This window comes from Streptomyces sp. NBC_01478, from assembly GCF_036227225.1.
Lineage (GTDB): Bacteria > Actinomycetota > Actinomycetes > Streptomycetales > Streptomycetaceae > Streptomyces.
In genome coordinates this window covers 6,850,026-6,869,101 of sequence record NZ_CP109444.1, presented here as the reverse complement: position 1 = coordinate 6,869,101, position 19,076 = coordinate 6,850,026, and the positions used below count along the sequence as shown (strand labels likewise).

Here is a 19,076-nt window from a genome sequence, read left to right as displayed (position 1 = left end):
ACTGTTGAGTCTCGCCGTTCCCTTCCGGTTCTCGAGTCACCGCGACGTCACAGCCTCGTCCCAGGAGTGAGGAGCTCGGTCATGCAGACAGGTGCACGGCAGGGGCCGGAGATCTGGCTCCGCGGACCGGTGGACACCGGCCCGCACGCGGGGGCACCGGAAGCACCCGAGCGCTCCTCCAGTATCCCCGTCGGCATCCCCACCGGTATCCCCGCCGGCCCGCGCCGCTTCTCCTGGGTCGCCACCCACGGCGGCACCGGCACCACCACCCTCGCCGCCGTCTTCGGCGGCCGGGACTGCGGGCGCGACTGGCCGGGCCCCGAGGATCCGCCGTCGGTCCTGCTCGTCGCCCGCACGCATGCCGCCGGGCTGGCCGCCGTCGCCCGCGCCCTGGAGGTCTTCCGGCGCGGCGAGGCACCGGCCGGGCTCGACCTGGACGCCGTGGTCCTCGTCGCGGACGCGCCCGGGCGGCTGCCGCGCCAACTCGCGCAGTACGTCAAGGCCATCGAGTCGATGATCGACGTGTACCGAGTGCCCTGGGTACCGGCCTGGCGCATCGGCGACCTGAGCGGCGAACCGCCCCGCGAGACGGAGGCGCTGGCCCGGCTCACGCGGGTGACCCTGGACAGATGATTGCGCGCGCATATAATGCACGTGCCTGTAATCCTCGCGCGCCGATCGGCCGTGACCGAATCTGGGGGACCCATGACCCGCCGTTTCCTCTTCGTGCTGGGCAGCGCCCGCAGCGAGGGCAACACCGAACTGCTCGCCCGCAGGGCCGCCGAACAGTTGCCCCCGGACGTCGAGCAGGAGTGGATACGCCTCGCCGACCACCCGCTCCCGGACTTCGTCGACATCCGGCACGACGGTGTCGTCCGCCCGCCCACGAACGACGACGTCAAGGTGCTCCTCGACGCCACCCTCGCCGCGACGGACGTCGTGATCGCCTCGCCGGTCTACTGGTACTCCCTGTCCGGCCTCACCAAGCGCTACCTGGACCACTGGTCCGACTGGCTGCGCGTCCCCGACGCCGACTTCAGGGCCACGATGGCCGGCCGCACCCTCTGGGGCGTCTCCGTCCTCGCCGAGGAGGAAGAGACGGTCGCCGACCCGCTGACCGGCACCCTCAACAACTCGGCGGCGTACCTGAGGATGCGCTTCGGCGGGGTCCTGCTGGGCAACGGCAGCGCACGCGGCGACGTACTGAAGGACGAACGGGCGCTGTCCCGCGCGAAGACGTTCTTCGCGCAGGGGGCCCCGCTCGCCCGCTTCCCGCACGAGACCGAAAACCGACCGAGCCCTACGGCGTGATGCCCTACGCCGTGATGTCCTTCGCCGTGAACCGCGCCCACGCCGCCGACCCGAACACCGCCGCGTACAGCGCCTGTAGGCCGAGGTTCTTCACCAGGTCGTCCCAGTAGACCGGTTCGCGCATGAGGTCGGCGAAGGACAGCCAGTAGTGGGAGAAGAAGTACGGCTGGAGCGCGTGCAGTTGGGGGATCTGGTCGAGGATCTGGACGGTGATCAGCAGGCCCACGGTCGTCGCCATCGCCGCGATGCCGCTGCTCGTCATCGTCGAGACGAACAGGCCGAGCGCCGCGATGCCGATGAGGGACGCGGCGACCGCCAGCGCGATCAGCAGGGCCCGGCCGAGGCCCTCCGTGAAGCTGATCTGGGTGCCGGAGATCGTCGTCAGGTCGCCCAGGGGGAACAGCAGTGCCCCGACCGTCAGCGCCGAGAGCGCCACGACCAGGGTCGCCACCAGGCAGAAGGTCATCACCGTCGCGTACTTGGTGAGCAGCAGGCGGGTACGGCCGGCCGGGGCCACCAGGAGGTAGCGCAGGGTGCCCCCGCTCGCCTCGCCCGCGATCGCGTCGCCCGCGATGACCCCGATGGCCATGGGGAGGAAGAAGGGGAGCGTCGCGGCCAGCGCGGTGAACACCAGGAACAGGCCGTTGTTGGTGATCTGCGCGATGAAGGCGGGCCCTCCGCCGCCGTCCCCGCGCCCGGGGCCTGCCCCGTCCTGGGTCTCCAGCTTGACCGCGATCCCGACCAGGATCGGCACGGCGGCCAGCACACCGAGCAGCGCGAGCGTGCGCCAGCGCCGGAACGTGGTCACCAGCTCGCTGCGCAGCAGTCCGAAGGTCCAGATCAGGCGGGGTGCCCGCACGGCGAGGTCAGCCTGCGACATCGAAGCCCTCCCCGGTGAGCGCCACGAACGCGTCCTCCAGCGAGGCCCGTTCGACCCCGAAGCCGCGCACGCGGACTCCGGCCGTCACCAACGCCCTGTTCACCTCGGCGAGTTCACGCTCCGGCGGCTCCGCCGTCACCCGCTCCTCCGCCACGACCACGTCGGCCAGCCCCTGTTCCTTCAGCACCCGTGCCGCGTCCCCGGTGTCGGGCGTCGCGACGAACAGCCGGCCCCGCGTCCCCGCCGCCAGCTCGGTCACCGAGCCCTGGGTGATCAGCCTGCCCTGGGCCATCACCGCCGCGTGGGTGCAGACCTGCTCGATCTCGTCGAGGAGGTGGGAGGAGAGGAAGACCGTCGTGCCGTCGGACGCCAACTCCCGGATCAGGGAACGGATTTCACGCATGCCCTGCGGGTCGAGGCCGTTCGTCGGCTCGTCCAGGACGAGCAGTCGGCGGGGCTGGAGCAGCGCGGAGGCGAGGCCCAGCCGCTGCTTCATGCCCAGGGAGTAGGCCTTGGCCTTCTTGCCGGCCGCCGCCGTCAGCCCCACCCGGTCCAGCGCGGCGGCGACCCGGTCCCGCCGGGTGCGCGGGTCGGCGGTCGGGTCGGCGGCGTCGTAGCGCAGGAGGTTGTCGCGCCCGGAGAGGAAGCCGTACAGGGCGGGTCCCTCGATCAGGGCGCCGACGTGCGGCAGGACGGTGCGGACGGATCTCGGCATCGGGCGGCCCAGGACACGGGCCGTGCCGGAGGTGGGCTCGATCAGGCCCATCAGCATGCGGATGGTGGTGGTCTTGCCGGAGCCGTTGGGACCGAGGAAGCCGAAGACGCTGCCCGCCGGGACGGTCAGGTCGAGACCGTCCACGGCGAGCTGTCCGCCGCGGAAGCGTTTGGTGAGACCGCGGGTGGCGATGATGCCGTCACCCGCGCCCACCTGGCCGGACTCCCGTTCCGGGCCGGAATCCTGCTCGGACTCCGGCTCGGTGGCGGACGGTTCGCCCATCGGCTCCCTCAATTCCCGTTCTCCAGAAGGTACTTGCCTACTTCGCCGCGTCGGCCGCCTTCACCAGCGCGCTCTTGGTGACCGCGCCGACGTACACCTTGCCGTCGTCGGTGACCAGGGCGTTGACCAGCCGGGTCGAGTAGACCGTGCCCGAGCCGAACGAGCCCTTCACCTGATCACCGAGCGAGCTGAGGAAGCCGCCGAGGTCGCCGCCGCCGGACGAGGAGCCGGACGGGATGCCCTCGCCGCCGGTCTCGAAGACGGCGATGGAGTTCCAGCCCTTGCCGAGGACCGTGTGGTCGTCGGCGCCCTTGTCGAGCGACTTCTCGGACGGGCCGGACCCGGTGGAGTGGTCCGGGGTCGGCAGCGCCTTCGCCGCGCTGTCCTCCGTGGTGACCTTCGCGCCCTTGGGCGTCTTGAAGTCGAAGGTCGAGGCGGCCGGCTTGGCGAGGCTGAGCTGGGTGAAGCCGACGTCGACGACGGCCGCGCCGCCGCTCGCGGGGGTGAGCGTGAACTTCAGCGGCAGGCCGGTCTTCGCGTCCACCGCGATGCTGATCGCGCCGACCGTCGTACCGGACTGCTTGGGCTTGATCAGCAGCTTGTAGGCGTCGCGGCCCGCGACGTGCTCGGTGCCGTCGACCGTGACGGACGTCGTGTCGTCGACCGACTTCAGCGCCTCGTCGGTGAGGCCCTTGGGCGTGGTCCGGGTCTCGTCGCCCTTGGACGCGTCGGCGGCGGTCGTGCCGTGGTAGACCTCGTTCGACTGGCTGTCGTAGCCCCAGATGTCCTTGCCGTTGTGGATGAGGCTGTACTCCGCCGCGTTCTCCAGCAGGGAGACCTTCTGCTTGTCCGGGCCGTCGGCCGCGACGCGCAGGGTGTGGGTGCCGGTGGCCAGCTCGGTGAGCTTGGCGGTGGGGTCGGCGGAGGAGCCGTCGCCGGACTGCGTGGCGCCCGACATGAGGCTGCTCTCCAGGCCGCCGAGGTCGGGCAGGCCCAGGTCCGTGCTGATCTTCACCGTGCCGGACAGTTGCTGGACGTCCGAATTGGCGACCTTGTCGAGGAGTTGCTGTGCGGTGATCTTCGGGAGATTCGGGTCACCGGAGTCGGCGAGCGCGGGGACCAGTCCGATGGTCGCGGCCGCCACCCCCACCACGGTGACCGGGACGATGTACCGCGCCGCCCTGCGCCGCCCGGACCGGAGCTCGTCGAGCTCTCCGGTGTCCGTGCTGTCGTCGGTTTCGTACGGTGCCATGTCTGCCTTACCTCCGTCGTCGGCGGCGGCCTGCCCCCTGTACTGGTCCCACTCTCAGCCGCCATTCTCACCCGAATCGGTGAGGAGTGGTGTTTTCCGTGTTCTCCATCTGACCAAATCCCCGAGAGATAAGCGTCAGACCCGGGAGCCAACTCCGCGTACACCTGGGGTATGACACACGGAGGCGGCGCCTCCCCAAACCCCTAGGGGGAAGACGCCGCCTCCGTACGGCAGTTGCTCAGGACCTCAGCCCGCCCGGTGCACCACCGCGTCGCACATCTCCAGGAGCGCGACCTTCGCATCGCACTCGGGGAGCGGCGCGAGGGCGGCGCGGGCGTCCTCCACGTAGCGGACGGTGTCGCGGCGGGCCTGCTCCAGCGCCGGGTGGGCGCGGAGCCGGGCGAGGGCCTCGGCGAGCCGGGCATCGTCCGTGAGGTCGGAGTCGAGCAGTTCGCACAGGGCGCGGTCCTCGGCCAGCCCGAGACGGTCCGCCCGCTCCCGCAGGCGCAGCACCGGCAGGGTGGGGATGCCCTCGCGCAGGTCCGTGCCCGGGGTCTTGCCGGACTCGTGGCCGTCGGAGGCGATGTCCAGGACGTCGTCCGCGAGCTGGAAGGCGACGCCGAGCCGCTCGCCGTACTGGGTGAGGACGTCCACGACCGTGTCGTCGCAGCCGGACATCATCGCGCCGAACCGGCAGGCGACCGCGACCAGGGAGCCGGTCTTGCCGCCGAGCACGTCGAGGTAGTGCTCGACCGGGTCGCGCCCGTCGGAGGGTCCCGCCGTCTCCAGGATCTGGCCGGTGACCAGCCGTTCGAACGCCTCGGCCTGCACGCGGACCGCTTCGGGGCCGAGGTCGGCCAGGGTGTGCGACGCGCGCGCGAAGAGGAAGTCGCCGGTGAGCACCGCGACCGAGTTGCCCCAGCGGGTGTTGGCGCTCTCCACCCCGCGCCGTACGGCCGCCTCGTCCATGACGTCGTCGTGGTACAGCGTGGCGAGGTGGGTCAGCTCGACGACGACCGCCGAGGGCACGACACCCGGCGCGTAGGGATCGCCGAACTGCGCCGCGAGCATCACGAGGAGCGGCCGGAACCGCTTCCCGCCCGCGCGCACGAGGTGCTGGGCGGCCTCCGTGATGAAGGGGACCTCGCTCTTGGTGGCTTCGAGCAGACCCTCCTCGACGGCCGTCATTCCGGCCTGGACATCGGCTTCCAGAGCCTGGTCCCGCACGCTCAGCCCGAACGGCCCGACGACGGTCACGAGGGGTCTCCTGTCTGCTGGTGTCCCTGGGCGGTCACACGGTTTGTCGATAGGTCGCTGGCATCACTCAAGTCAGCGTATCCGGTCGGCTTTCGATCACCCATGCCGCCCACCCCGTCCAGCAGGGGCGGTATCGGATCATGACCGGTATGTTTTTGATCACCTGATAAGAACGGATATTTATCGACTTACGCGGAAGCAGTGGATCGTGTCGCGAACCGCACTGGAAGCCGAGCCCGACGACAAACCGCCTCCCGAGGACGACCACGCCTTCTTCGGCCAGCCCAAGGGACTGCTCACGCTCTCCGGTCTGGAGGTCTGGGAGCGCTTCTCGTTCCTGGGCATGCAGGCCATCCTCGTCCTCTACTTCGCGGATACCGTCGCGCACGGCGGCATGGGCATGTCGTCCGGAACGGCCGCATCCGTATCGGCAGCCTACGGAACGTTGGTCTATCTCGTCTCGGTCGCGGGCGGCTGGCTCGCCGACCGCATCCTCGGCTCGTACCGCGCGGTGCTGTGGGGCGGCGTCCTGATCGCCTGCGGGCACTACGCGATGGCGGTGCCCACCCCCACGATGACCTGGGTCGGCCTCGGTCTGATCAGCGCCGGCACCGGCCTGCTCAAGCCCAACGTGGCCACCATGGTCGGCAAGCTCTACCGCACCGACGACGACCGCCGGGACGCCGGTTTCGCGCTCTACTACATGGCGATCAACATCGGCGCCTTCGCCGGTCCGCTGATCACCGGCTGGCTCGGCGACCACGAGGGCTGGCACTGGGGCTTCTCGGCGGCCGCGGTCGGCATGACCTTCGGACTGATCCAGTACGTCGCCGGCCGCCGTCACCTCGCGGGCCGCAAGAACACCGCGGAGTTCGCACTCGCACCGGACGCGCTGCGCCGCGCGGTGCGGCTCGTCGTCGTGGGCATCCTGGTGGCCGCCGTGCTCGCGACCGGCCTGGCCCTCGCCGGCCGGCTGACGATGGGCCGTTTCGTCGACCTGCTGACCGTCATCTCGGTGATCGCGCCCGTCGTGTACTTCACGGTGATGTTCACGAGCCCGCGCGTGACCCCCGAGGAACGCGGCCGGCTGCGCCCGTACATCGTGCTCTTCCTGGCCTCGACCGTTTTCAACTTCATTCTCTTCCAGGCCTATTCGACGATGATGCTGCTGGCCGCGTCGAACGCCGAGACGACCATCCTGGGCTTCGACTTCCCCGCGAGCTGGTACGCAAGCGCGCTCGGCGCCTTCGAGGTCGGGCTCGCGCCCGTGGTCGCCGCGCTCTGGGTCCGCATGGGCCGCAGCCAGCCGCACGCCTCCAACAAGATCGCGATCGGCGTCGTACTCGGCGGCCTCTCCTTCCTCCTGATGGTCCTGCCGACCAGCGGGCACAGCGGCGACGCCTACCGGATGTCGGCCTGGTGGATCGTCGGCTCGTACTTCCTGCTCGGCCTCGGCGACATCCTCCTGGAGACCTCCGGCATGTCGGCCACCACCAAGCTCGCCCCGGCCGCCTTCTCCAGCCAGACCATGTCCCTCTGGTTCCTGTCCCTCGCGCTCGCGAACGGCATCCAGGCCCAGACGGTGAAGCTCTACGACGACGTCTCCAAGCCGGCCTACTTCGGCGTCAACGGCGCGATCGCGGTGGCCGCCGGCCTCGCGGTGACGGCCGCCGCGCCCTGGCTGCGCCGCACCATGCACCCGGTCCACTGAACCCAGGGGTCCCCATGCGCATCCGTACGTCCTTCCCCCACGAGACGGCCCACGAGGACATCCGCATCCCGATGCCCGACGGAGCACGCCTCTACGCGCGCGTGTGGCGCCCCCTGACGGACGAACCCGTGCCGGCGCTCCTCGAATACCTCCCGTACCGCCTGACCGACTGGACCGCGCCCCGCGACGCCCAGCGCCACCCCTGGTACGCGGGCCACGGCTACGCCTCCGTCCGCGTCGACGTCCGGGGCCACGGCAACAGCGAGGGCGCGCCCGGCGACGAGTACGACGCCCAGGAGCTCGCCGACGGCGTCGAGGTCGTCAACTGGCTTGCCGCGCAGCCCTGGTGCACCGGCAAGGTCGGCATGTTCGGCATCTCCTGGGGCGGCTTCAACTCCCTCCAGATCGCGGCCCTCGCGCCGGAACCCCTGAAGGCGATCGTCACCGTCTGCTCCACGGACGACCGCTACGACAACGACGTCCACTACATGGGCGGTTCGGCCCTCGCCGTCGACCTGCACGCCTGGGCCGCCACCATGCTCGCCTTCGTCGCGCGCCCGCCGGACCCCGAGTACGCGGGCCTGGTCTGGCGCGACATGTGGCTCAAGCGCCTCGAACGGATCGACCCGTTCATCCACACCTGGCTCGCCCACCAGCTCCGCGACGACTACTGGAAGCACGGCAGCGTCTGCGAGGACTACGGCGCGATCCGGGCGGCCGTCCTGGCGGTGGGCGGCTGGCACGACCCGTACCGCGACACCGTCCTACGGCTCGTCCACCACCTCCCGCCCGACCGGGTGCGCGGCCTGATCGGCCCGTGGTCCCACCAGTACCCCGACCGGGGCCTGCCGCCGGGCCCCGCGATCGGCTTCCTCCAGGAGACCCTCCGCTGGTGGGACCACTGGCTGAAGGGCGAGGACACGGGCGTCACCACCGACCCACTGCTCCGCGCCTACGTCAGCGACTCACACCCTCCCGCCACGGTCTACGACACCCTGCCGGGCCGTTGGGTCGGCGAGCCCGCGTGGCCCTCGCCGCACGTGAAGACGACGACGTACGGCCTCCGGGGCGCGCCCGTGATCGTCCGCTCCCCCATGCACACCGGGGTGGACGCGGGCCGTTTCTTCCCCTTCGGGAACGACGCCGATCTGCCGCCGGACCAGCGGGACGAGGACGCGCGGTCGGCGTGCTTCGAGTTCGAGGTGCCGGCCGAGACATGGGTGCTGGGGCGGCCGAGGGTGCGGCTGCGACTGGCCTGTGACGTGCCGCGCGGGCAGGTGATCGCCCGCCTGTGCGACGTGGCCCCGGACGGCGCCTCCACGCTGGTCACCCGAGGCGTGCTCAACCTGTCGGCGCGACACGGGCGGGACCGGGCGGTGCCGTGGACACCGGGGACCGCCGAGGACGTGACCTTCGAGCTGAACGGCATCGGGCACGCGTTCCCGCCCGGGCATCGCATCCGGCTCGCGGTGTCGTCGGCGTACTGGCCGTGGATCTGGCCCCAGCCGGAGTCGGCGGCGGGGTTCACGCTGGACCCGGAGGGCAGCGCGCTGGAACTTCCGGTGCGGGAGCGGGAGTTGGGTCCTGTCATTCGGTTCGACGAGCCCGAGGAGGCCGAGCCGCTCGGGGTGAACTACCCGGCCACGCTGGACGAACCGCGGCCCGAGCGGCTGGTCGTGCGGGATGTGGCGAAGGGTGAGTGGCGGCTGGAGGTGGATCCCCGGTACGGCGGCACACGCGTGTATCCGGACGGGCTGGAGTTCACCGAGGACGCGCTGGAGACGTACACGATCGACGAGTCGGACCCCTTGTCCGCCCGTACGCGGTCCGACTGGTCGATCCGGCTGCACCGGCCGGAGCTGGGCTGGGACACGACCGTGCGGACGCGGTCCGAGATTACTTGCGACGAAACGGACTTTATTACCTCGAACGAGGTCATCTGCATCGAAGGCGAAGAGGTGATCTTTCATCGCACATGGGAGAAAAGGATTCCGAGAACTGCCAGTTGAGGCCGAATGCCCGATTTGCCGTTCTTAATCCTCCCGTGAGTTGGGTCACGCGTTTCTGTGTGTGACCTGTGTTCCTGCGTGTTCACGTTTCCCCTTGCGGCGATTGACAGTTGACCCTTGGCTCACGCAAAGGATCAAGTGCCCCATACGCCTCAGACCAAGGTCAATAGGGGTTAGGTGTGATTCCGCCACTTGTTCCGGACATGTGCTCTCGCATAGTTTCCCGGCCTGTCGGGCGGAACGCCGAATCCTGCCGCCGCCCGATATCCCAGTCACGAACATCTCGCACGGCAGGAGCGGGGGAACCAGGTAAGTCGCCGGACCGGTCGTCTCGACCGGGACGGCTTGGGGTTAAGTCACGTCCGCGAGGGCGTGGCCGGGCACCTCCCAGCCCGAACCCGACAGCTCACCTCGCAGGCGACGGAGAGGAACCTCGTCATGCCTGCATCCGCTCAGTCCCGCCGTACCCGACTCTTCCGCACGCTCGCCGTCGCCGGTACGGGTGCCGCGATCATCGCCCTGCCGATCGTGGGGGCGACCACCGCTTCCGCGGCCACGACCGCGTCGACCACCGCCGCCGGGTACTCCAACACCCTTGACGGGTGGATTCGTGAGTCCCTCGCGATCATGGCGCAGAAGGGGATTCCGGGGACGTACAACGGGATCTACCGGAACGTGATCCGTGAGTCGTCCGGTAACCCGTACGCGATCAACAACTGGGACTCCAATGCGGCGGCCGGTACGCCGTCGAAGGGGTTGCTTCAGGTGATCGACCCGACGTTCAACGCGTATCACGTGGCCGGGACTGCGTTTGATCCGTATGACCCGGTTGCGAACATCACGGCGGCTTGCAACTACGCGGCGGCGGTGTATGGGTCTATCGACAACGTGTACGGCGCTTACTAGGAAACGTTGGACCAGTCACGACGGGTCGTTGTTTGTCTGCGGCTGCGTCGTGGCTGGTCGCGCAGTTCCCCGCGCCCCTAAAAGAAGGGGCGCGTCTCAGTTCAGCAGTCTTTCCAGTACCGCCGCGATGCCGTCGTCCTCGTTCGAGGACGTCACCTCGTCGGCCACCGCCTTGAGTTCGGGGTGGGCGTTGGCCATGGCCACTCCATGGGCTGCCCAGTCGAACATCGGGATGTCGTTCGGCATGTCGCCGAAGGCGATGGTGTCGGCGGGCTGCAAGCCAAGGTGTCGGGCGGCCAGGGCGAGGCCCGTTGCCTTGGTGATGCCGAGTGGCTGGAGTTCGACGGTGCCGGGGCCCGACATGGTGACCGAGGCCAGGGAACCGACCACCGAGCGGGCCGTGGCCGCCAACTCGTCGTCCTCCAGGGCGGGGTGACGGAGCAACACCTTGCTGATGGGTTCGCACCAGAGGTCGTCTCGCCGGCCCACCCGTACCGCGGGGAGCGTGGGGTGCGGCATCAGGTAGCCGGGCTCGATGAGGGTGAGGCCGTCGACTCCGTCCTGGTCGACCGCCGCGTACACCTGGCCCACTTCCGCCTCGATCTTGCCGAGCGCGGTCTCCGCCAACTCCCGGTCCAGGGTGACCGACCAGAGCAGACGGTCCGCGCCTGCGTCGTACAACTGCGCGCCCTGTCCGCACACCGCGAGCCCCCTGCTGCCGAGGTCCTCGAGGAGCGGTCGCACCCTCGGGGCGGGCCGGCCGGTGACGACGAGGTGCCGGGCGCCGGCCGCTGTCGCCCTCGCGAGTGCGATGCGGGACCGGTCGGAGAGTGTGTCGTCGCCGCGCAGCAGCGTTCCGTCCAGGTCGGTGGCGATCAGTGCATATGCGAGGGGTGCGGCCATGATCAGAGAATACGGATGGAACGCCCCACCGACTCGACACGAACCGGACGGCTCCTGCCTTCACATCCGTTGACCCGTGTTCCGGTTGATTTGACAGTTACGGCGGTTATGCCGACTCCCGGATCACCAGTTCGGTGGGCAGGATCACGCCGGCCGTGTCCTCGCCGGCGATCTGCGCGAGAAGCATTCGCACCATTTCGGCGCTGATGCGGTCGTAAGGCTGGCGCATGGTCGTGAGGGCCGGGGTGATGGAGGTGGCCGCCGCCGAGTCGTCGAAGCCTCCGACAGCGATGTCATCCGGGACCGAACGGCCGGATTGTTGAAGGGTGTTGACCACGCCGAGGGCCATCAGGTCGGAAGCGACGAACACCGCGTCGATATCGGGGGCCTGGGTCAGGAGTCTGCGGGCCGCCTCCTCGCCTCCGGTGCGGCGGTAGTCGCCCTCGACGACGAGGGTCGGGTCGTGGGGCAGGCCCGCCTCCGTGAGGACGTCCCGGTAGCCGGCCAGGCGGTCCGGGCCGCCGGGGGCGTCCAGCGGGCCGGTGACCATGCCGATGCGGCGTCTGCCCCGGGAGATGAGGTGGCGGACCATCTCCTGGGCGCCGTCGCGGTCGGCGGCGGCCACATAGCTGTACTTGGAGGCGGTGCCGAGCGGCTTGCCGCAGGCCACCAACGGGATGCCCGCGTCCCGGAGTTCGGCCGCGACGGGGTCGCCGCTGTGGTTGGAGACGAGGAGTACGCCGTCCACGTGGCCCGAGGTGATGTAGCGGGTGAGGCGGCGGCGTTCGTCCTTGGAGGAGGCCAGCATCAGCAGCAGGGGGATGTCGTGGCGGGCCAGGTGTTCGGTGCAACCCCGCAGCAGGACATTGAAGTTGGGGTCCTCGAAGAACTTCTCCTGCGGCTCGGTGAGGAGGAACGCCACCGAGTCCGACCGTCCGGTGCTCAGGGAGCGGGCGTGCCGGTTGACGACGTACCCCGTCTTCCTGATCGCCGTCTCCACGGCGGTGCGGGCGGCCGGTGAGACGTAGTGGCCGCCGTTCAGGAACCGGGAGACGGTCCCCCGGGAGACCCCTGCCTCCCGGGCCACGTCGTGGATGGTGGGCGGTTTGCGGCGTCCGTTCGGACTGGTGGTCATGGTCCTCGTTCTGCCGGTTCAGTGGGGGGAGTTGGAGCTCGGTACTTATCTCACGCCTTGACCGATCCGCTCAGCAGGTCCAGCGACCAGAAGCGCTGGATCACCAGGAACAGCGCGATCAGCGGCAGGATCGCGAGGAAGCAGCCCATGATGACCAGTGTGTAGAGCGCCGGTTGCGAGGCGCCCTGGTTGAGCAGGGTGTAAAGACCCAGCGTGAGCGGGAACTTGGTGTCGTCCGCGAGCATCACGAACGGCAGCAGGAAGTTGTTCCAGATGCCGACGAACTGGAACAGGAACACCGTGATGAGGCCCGGCATCATCATCGGTACCGCGATCCGCGAGAAGATCCGCCACTCGCTCGCGCCGTCCATGCGGGCGGCTTCGAGGAGTTCGTTGGGCACGGACGCGGCCGCGTAGATACGGACGAGGTAGACGCCGTAGGGAGAGAGGATCGACGGCAGCAGCATCGACCAGTACGAGTCGGCCAGGCCCGTCTTCGAGAGGAGCAGGTACTGCGGGACCGTCAGCACGATGCTCGGGACCAGGACGCCGGCCAGCATCAGCTTGAAGACGAACTCCCGTCCCCTGAAGGCGAATCGGCCCAGCGCGTAGCCGCCGGCGGCCGAGACCGCGGCGGAGAGCAGGGCGCCGCCGCCCGCGTAGAAGAGGGAGTTGAGCATCCACTGCCAGAAGATGCCGTCCCGGTAGGAACTCAGGTCCTTGAAGTTGTCGAGGAAGCCGGTGCCGGGGGCGAAGGTGAACGTGGAGAAGAGTTCGCCGCGGCCCTTGCTCGCCGCGATGACCACCCAGATGACGGGGATCAGGCAGTACAGCGAGCCGAGGACCAGCACCAGGGTGGGCACCCAGGCGGTGCGCTTCGGCTTGGCGGGGCCCGGGCGGGCGTCGGTGGCGGTGAGGGTGAGGGGGGTCATGCCCGGTCCTCCCGGGTGTAGCGGTCGGAGACGCGCAGCAGCGTGAAGGAGAGCGCGAAGGTCGCGAGAGCCAGCACCACGGCGGTGGCGGAGGCGCCGTAGATGTCCGACCTGAGGAAGGCGGCGTCGTAGATGGCCATCAGCGGACTCCAGGAACTGGAGAGGCCGTTGGTCAGCGGCTTGAGCGCCATGGGCTCGGTGAAGACCTGGAGCGTGGCGATGACCGAGAAGAAGAACGTGAGCACGAGGGAGGGCATCACGATCGGGATCTTGATCCGCAGGGCGATCTTCAGGTCGGACGCGCCGTCGATCTTCGCGGCCTCGTAGATCTCCTGCGGGATCGCGCGCAGGGCGGTGTAGATGACGATCATGTTGAAGCCCGTGCCGCCCCACACCGCGATGTTCGCGAAGGACAGGTACAGGTTGCCGCCGTCGAACAGGTCCGGCTGCGGGAGGTTGAACTCACGGAGCAGGTAGTAGAAGGGGCTGACCGTCGGGAGGTACAGGAAGCCCCACATCAGTGCGGCGATGATGCCGGGGACGGCGTACGGCAGGAAGATCGCGAGGCGCGCGAACTTGGCGCTGCGTGCCTGCGGGGTGTCGAGCATCAGCGCGAAGACCAGCGCCAGACCGAGCATCGTGGGGATGACGATCAGGCCGTAGCCGAAGGCGCGCAGGACGCTGTGGCCGAACTCGGAGTCCTCGAACACGGCGGTGTAGTTGCCGATGCCGTTCCACACCTGTTCGCGGGCGCCCTTGCCGAGGCCGATGCCCTTGACCTGGACCTTGTGGAGGCTGAGCCACACCGCGTACCCGATCGGTACGACGGTGAAGGAGATGAACAGGAGCACGGCCGGTACGAGGAACCAGTACGGCGCGCTGCGGCCACGGCGACGGAGGCGGGGGCGGACGGGTGTGGCGGTGCCGTCCGCCAAGGGCCCGGCCGCGAGCCGGTCGGAGCCCTTGAGCGGAGTGCTGGTCATGCCTCGGTCACCTTGAAGCCCTGCTTCTTCATGTCCGTGAAGGTCGACGACTGCATGGTGGCGAGCGCGGTGTCGAACTGCGCCGCCTTCTTCGCCTTGGTGGCCGTGCCGAACGCGTCGCTGAAGGTGTCGTAGGCGACCTGGACGTTCGGGCCCCAGGCGGAGGCGGCCGTGGTGGCGGCGATCTTCGCGGCCGTGTCGTAGAAGTCGGTCTGGTTCGGGAAGAACTCGGGCGGGGTGAGCACCGAGCCGGACTGGCCCTTGGTGGCCGCCGGGTAGATGGCGACTTCCTTGACCAGAGCGGCCAGCGCCTCCGGGTCGGTGTTCAGCCAGGTCGCGAACTTGGCCGCGGCCTCGGCGTGCTTGGAGTCGGTGGAGACACCGGTGGAGGAGCCGCCCCAACTGCCGGTGACGTCCTCGCCCGCGCTCCACTGCGGCAGCGGTGCCATGCGCCACTTGCCCTTGGTGTCGGGGGCCGAGCTGACGAGCACACCGGGCGCCCACACGGCGGAGACCCAGGCGATGTTGGTGCCCTTGTTCAGGGCGTTGTTCCAAGCCGGCGTGTACATCGGCTGGTTGTCGATCACGCCCTCCTGGACGAGACCGCCCCAGAAGTCGGTCACCTTCTTCGTGGCCGCGTCGTCGATGCCGACGGTCCACTTGCCGCCGCTCTGCACAGTCCACCACTTGGCGCCGGCCTGCTGCGACAACCCCGCGAACAATCCCGGGTCGTTGGAGGAGAACGTCGTCAAGTAGGCGTTCGGGAGGGCCTTCTTGGCGGCGCGGGCGGTCTTCGCGAAGTCGTCCCAGGTCGCCGGGACCGTCAGGTTGTGCTGCTTGAACAGGTCCTCACGGTAGAAGAACATCAGCGGCCCGGAGTCCTGCGGTATCGCGTAGACCGCGTCCGTGCCGAGCGTGACCATGCCCCAAAGGCCCTCGGCGAACTGGGACTTGGCGGACTTCGCGTACTTCGAGATGTCCGCGAGGACGTCGTTCGAGACCAGCGTCGGCAGCGACTGGTACTCGACCTGGATGAGGTCGGGGGCGTTGCCCGCCTTCTTCGCGGTGATCAGCTTGGAGACGATGTCCTTGCCCGCGGCCTGCTTGGACACGGTGACCGTGATGTCCGGGTTCTTCTTGTTCCAGATCGCGGCGACCTTTTCCATGTTCGGCGCCCAGGCCCAGTAGGTCAGCTTGACCGGCCCGCTGCTCTTGCCGGAGTCGTCGTCGGAACCGCCGCAGGCGGCGAGGGTGCCCGTGAGGCCTACGGCTGCCGCCCCGGCAAGAATGCTGCGCCTGCTGAACTGGTGGCGGTGGATCGACATCTTCATCTCCCCTGACTGGGTGCGAGCCGGTCACGGCTCTGTGACCGTGCACAGTAGAGAATTGTTTCGGACCCTTGTCAATGGATGACGCCTGGGGTTACCTACTTGTTGCTGACGGGTGGCAGCCACGACCATCCATGTGCACGATCACAGAAACGGCCGCGATTCAGCCGTGCTGTGGTCGCCTCAGTCCTCGATCCCCGGGAGTGAACCCATGCCGTCCCCCGCCCCCCACGACCGTCTGCCGCTCGCCTTCGGAGGTGACTACAACCCCGAGCAGTGGCCGCAGGAGGTCTGGGAGGAGGACGTACGGCTGATGCGGGAGGCCGGGGTCACGACGGTCTCCCTCGGCGTCTTCTCCTGGGCCCGGATGGAACCGCGTCCCGGTGAGTACGACTGGGAATGGCTCGACACGGTCGTCGAGCTGCTGCACGCGTCCGGGATCTCCGTGAACCTCGGCACGCCGACCGTCGTACCGCCGGCGTGGTTCTACCGCGCGCACCCCGACGCGCTCCCGGTGACGCGCGAGGGAGTCCGCCTCGCCTTCGGCTCGCGGGGCGCGATCTGCCACTCGAACCCCGCCTACCGGGCGGCGGCGGCCACGATCACGACGGCCCTCGCCGAGCGCTACGGCAGCCACCCGGCCGTGGTCCTGTGGCACGTCCACAACGAGTACGGCGCCCCGGTGCTCGCCTGCTACTGCGATGTGTGCGCGGTGGCTTTCCGGGGCTGGCTGCGCGAGCGCCACGACACCCTCGATGCCCTCAACAAGGCCTGGGGAACGGCGTTTTGGGGCCAGCAGTACGGCGACTGGGAGGAGATCACTCCGCCCCGCGCGACCCCGTCCGTATGCAATCCCACCCAGCAACTCGACTACCACCGCTTCGCCGACGCCCAGGCCCGCGCCAACTTCGTGGCCGAGCGGGACATCCTGCACCGCCTCTCCCCCGCCATCCCGGTCACCACCAACTTCATGGTCGCGCCGAGCCAGGGCCAGACCGTCGACTACTGGGCCTGGGCGAAGGAGGTCGACCTCGTCACCAACGACCACTACCTGATGACCGACGGCCGCCGCACGCACGTGAACCTGGCGCTGGCGGCCGACTTGACGCGCTCGGTGGCGGGCGGCGGCCCGTGGCTGCTGCTGGAGCACGCCACGTCGGGGGTCAACTGGCAGCCGTACAACCCCGCGAAGCGCCCCGGTGAGATGGCCCGGAACTCACTCGGGCATGTGGCGCGGGGTTCCGAGGGCGCGATGTTCTTCCAGTGGCGGCAGTCGCAGTCGGGCGCGGAGAAGTTCCACACCGCGATGCTGGCGAACTCCGGTACGGACAACCGGGGTTGGCGCGAGGTGACGGAACTCGGCCGCCGGGTCTCGGACTTGGGCGAGGCCGGCCTGCGCGGCACCCGGACGCGGGGTGACGTGGCGATGGTGTGGTCGTGGGACTCCTGGTGGGCGCAGAGCCTGGAGTGGCGGCCGAGCCAGGATCTGGACGCGCGGGAACGGTTGGATTCCTTCTACGAAGCGCTCTACGACCGGCACTTGACGGTGGACTTCCTGCCGCCGACTGGGCTCGGCGACCTGGACCCGGAGCGGTATCCACTGCTGGTGGTACCGCAGTTGTACGCGGCGCCGGCCGGGGTGGGGGCGGATCTGGAGCGGTACGTGTCGCGGGGCGGGACGGTGCTGGTCTCCTTCTTCTCCGGGATCGTCGACGAGAACGACACCTTGCACGCGGGGCCGTATCCCGGGGCGCTTCGGGACGTACTCGGCCTGACCGTCGAGGAGTTCGACCCGCTGCTGCCGGGGGAGACGATCTCGGTCCAGGGTGCGGACGGTTCGTCGTACACGGCGGATCTGTGGTCGGAGGTCGTGATCCCGGGTGCGGGCTGCGAGACGGTCGCGGTGTTCGCCGAGGGGCGTACGGCGGGTGGGCCCGCGTTGACCCGGTACGGGCTGGGGTCCGGTGCGGCCTGGTACTTGGCGACGCGGCTGACGGGCGCCGACCTGGCGGCCGTGGTGGACCTCGCCCTCGCGGACGCGGGGATCACGCCGGTCGATCTGCCGCGCGATGTCGAACTCGTCGTACGGGAGGGCGAGTCGGGGACGTTTCGCTTCGCGGTGAACCACACCGGAAGCGAGGTGAAGGTGGTGCTGCCGGACGGGACCCGGGCGGCGGTGCCGGCGGGCGGGGTGGAGGTGTTCCGCACCCCGCGCTGATCAACTCCCGTGTTGTGAACCTCAGTTGCTCGTGCTTCTTTTCTGTCGGTGAGAGGGAACTTCGTTATGCGCAGACGCAGTGTTCTTACGGCGGCGGGTGCGGTCGGTGCCGCCGCGCTCGCGGTGCCGGTGTTGGGTGCGGCGCCGGCGGTGGCCGCCGACCGGCGCCGGCTGGAGATCCGGGGCATGGACATCTCGTCGTTGCCGAAGGACGAGGCGTACGGCGCGGTGTACCGCCGTGCGGACGGCCGCCGGGACGACCCGATCCGCATCCTGGCCGACGCGGGCGTCACCCACGCCCGCCTGAAGGTGTGGGTGAACCCGGCCGACGGCTACAACAACAAGAGGCACATCCTGCCGCTGGCGAAGCGGTTGCGCCGGGCGGGTATCGGCATCTGGGTCGACTTCCACTACTCCGACACATGGGCGGACCCGGCGCACCAGACCAAGCCGGCGGCCTGGGCGGACCTGGATGTGGCGGGCCTGACGAGGGCGGTCTACGACCACACCGCCGACGTGCTGGGCGCGTTGCGCCGCCAGGGCACTCCGGCGGACCTGGTGCAGATCGGCAACGAGATCAACGGCGGCCTGCTCTGGCCCACGGGCAAGAACTGGGGTGACGACGGCGGGGGTTGGGGCAACCTCACGACGTTCCTGAAGGCCGGCCTGACCGCCGCCCGCGACACGACCCCCCGCATCCGCACGATGCTCCACATCGCCTCCGGCGGCGACAACGGCACGTCCCGCTGGTGGTACGACAACGTGGTGGCCGACGGGGTCGACTTCGACATCATCGGCCAGTCGTACTACCCGTTCTGGCACGGCACCCCGGCAGCGGCGGCGGCCAACTTGGCCGATCTGGCTGCCCGTTACGACAAGCCGGTGCTGATCGCGGAGACGGCGTATCCGTTCACGCTGGAGAGCGAGGACGCGACGAACGACATCATGTACGACCCCTCGCAGTTGACGGAGGGCTACCCGGCGACACCGGCGGGGCAGGCGGCGTGGCTGCGGACGGTGGCGGACCTGATGGTGGACGTGCCTGGGGGCAAGGGGCTGGGCTACTGCTATTGGGAGGGCGTCTGGACGTATCGCAAGGGGGACGGCTGGGACCCGACCGATCCGACGTCCGGCAACGCGTGGGAGAACCTGGCGTTGTTCGACTTCCAGGACAGGGCGTTGCCGGGGTTGAGGACGCTGGGCGGCTACCGGTCGTAATGCCGCGGCACGGTCGTACGACGCCGGGCGCGGGAT

The 19,076-nt window shown here is 69.4% G+C and carries 16 protein-coding genes and 1 riboswitch; of the genes, 7 read left to right on the top strand and 9 right to left on the bottom strand.

Annotated elements, in window-relative coordinates:
- Positions 1-81 precede the first annotated feature (81 nt).
- Positions 82-633, top strand: coding sequence for a DUF6668 family protein (locus OG223_RS31105; protein WP_329255764.1), 552 nt, complete (start codon positions 82-84; stop codon positions 631-633).
- Between the two features lie 72 nt (positions 634-705).
- On the top strand, positions 706-1,311 hold the full coding sequence (locus OG223_RS31100; RefSeq protein ID WP_329255762.1) for a flavodoxin family protein: 606 nt from the start codon (positions 706-708) through the stop codon (positions 1,309-1,311).
- Between the two features lie 4 nt (positions 1,312-1,315).
- On the opposite strand, the gene OG223_RS31095 is transcribed toward OG223_RS31100, so the two are convergent.
- The 4 genes from OG223_RS31095 to OG223_RS31080 form a co-directional block, all read right to left on the bottom strand.
- Positions 1,316-2,191: an ABC transporter permease gene (locus tag OG223_RS31095; RefSeq protein ID WP_329255760.1), complete on the bottom strand. Its 876-nt coding sequence runs from the start codon at positions 2,189-2,191 to the stop codon at positions 1,316-1,318.
- Positions 2,178-3,188: an ABC transporter ATP-binding protein gene (locus tag OG223_RS31090; protein ID WP_329255758.1), complete on the bottom strand. Its 1,011-nt coding sequence runs from the start codon at positions 3,186-3,188 to the stop codon at positions 2,178-2,180. Before OG223_RS31090 ends, OG223_RS31095 begins: the two co-directional genes overlap by 14 nt.
- A gap of 37 nt (positions 3,189-3,225) precedes the next feature.
- Complete coding sequence (locus OG223_RS31085; RefSeq protein WP_329255756.1) at positions 3,226-4,440, bottom strand: LolA family protein; 1,215 nt, start codon at positions 4,438-4,440, stop codon at positions 3,226-3,228.
- A gap of 246 nt (positions 4,441-4,686) precedes the next feature.
- Complete coding sequence (locus tag OG223_RS31080) at positions 4,687-5,697, bottom strand: polyprenyl synthetase family protein (protein ID WP_329255754.1); 1,011 nt, start codon at positions 5,695-5,697, stop codon at positions 4,687-4,689.
- Positions 5,698-5,905: 208 nt separating this feature from the next.
- Here OG223_RS31080 and OG223_RS31075 point away from each other — a divergent pair, with 208 nt between their 5' ends.
- From OG223_RS31075 to OG223_RS31065, 3 genes are all read left to right on the top strand, one after another.
- Positions 5,906-7,408, top strand: a complete 1,503-nt coding sequence (locus tag OG223_RS31075) for a peptide MFS transporter (protein ID WP_329255752.1) — start codon at positions 5,906-5,908, stop codon at positions 7,406-7,408.
- 14 nt (positions 7,409-7,422) lie between these two features.
- On the top strand, positions 7,423-9,417 hold the full coding sequence (locus OG223_RS31070; protein WP_329255749.1) for a CocE/NonD family hydrolase: 1,995 nt from the start codon (positions 7,423-7,425) through the stop codon (positions 9,415-9,417).
- 247 nt (positions 9,418-9,664) lie between these two features.
- A riboswitch (cyclic di-AMP (ydaO/yuaA leader) is annotated at positions 9,665-9,852 on the top strand.
- 3 nt (positions 9,853-9,855) lie between these two features.
- Entirely contained in the window at positions 9,856-10,323 is a 468-nt protein-coding gene (locus OG223_RS31065; RefSeq protein WP_329255747.1) for a transglycosylase SLT domain-containing protein, read from the top strand.
- A gap of 96 nt (positions 10,324-10,419) precedes the next feature.
- Here the strand turns inward: OG223_RS31065 and OG223_RS31060 are convergent, their stop codons facing one another.
- The 5 genes from OG223_RS31060 to OG223_RS31040 form a co-directional block, all read right to left on the bottom strand.
- Positions 10,420-11,226 (bottom strand): HAD family hydrolase, encoded by an 807-nt coding sequence (locus tag OG223_RS31060; RefSeq protein ID WP_329255745.1) that lies wholly within the window; start codon positions 11,224-11,226, stop codon positions 10,420-10,422.
- Between the two features lie 106 nt (positions 11,227-11,332).
- Positions 11,333-12,361: a LacI family DNA-binding transcriptional regulator gene (locus OG223_RS31055; protein ID WP_329255743.1), complete on the bottom strand. Its 1,029-nt coding sequence runs from the start codon at positions 12,359-12,361 to the stop codon at positions 11,333-11,335.
- 50 nt (positions 12,362-12,411) lie between these two features.
- Positions 12,412-13,293, bottom strand: a complete 882-nt coding sequence (locus OG223_RS31050) for a carbohydrate ABC transporter permease (protein WP_329255741.1) — start codon at positions 13,291-13,293, stop codon at positions 12,412-12,414.
- A complete protein-coding gene (locus OG223_RS31045) occupies positions 13,290-14,276 on the bottom strand; it encodes a carbohydrate ABC transporter permease (RefSeq protein WP_329255739.1) in 987 nt (328 codons plus the stop codon). The genes OG223_RS31050 and OG223_RS31045 overlap by 4 nt, the downstream gene beginning before the upstream one ends.
- The gene (locus OG223_RS31040; RefSeq protein ID WP_329255737.1) at positions 14,273-15,607 is read right to left on the bottom strand and encodes an ABC transporter substrate-binding protein; all 1,335 of its coding nucleotides are present in this window, start codon (positions 15,605-15,607) and stop codon (positions 14,273-14,275) included. Before OG223_RS31040 ends, OG223_RS31045 begins: the two co-directional genes overlap by 4 nt.
- A gap of 208 nt (positions 15,608-15,815) precedes the next feature.
- On the opposite strand from OG223_RS31040, the gene OG223_RS31035 reads away from it, so the two are divergent.
- Positions 15,816-17,822, top strand: a complete 2,007-nt coding sequence (locus OG223_RS31035) for a beta-galactosidase (RefSeq protein ID WP_329255735.1) — start codon at positions 15,816-15,818, stop codon at positions 17,820-17,822.
- A 66-nt stretch (positions 17,823-17,888) separates the two neighbouring features.
- Entirely contained in the window at positions 17,889-19,040 is a 1,152-nt protein-coding gene (locus tag OG223_RS31030) for a glycoside hydrolase family 53 protein (RefSeq protein WP_329255733.1), read from the top strand.
- Positions 19,041-19,076: the final 36 nt, after the last annotated feature.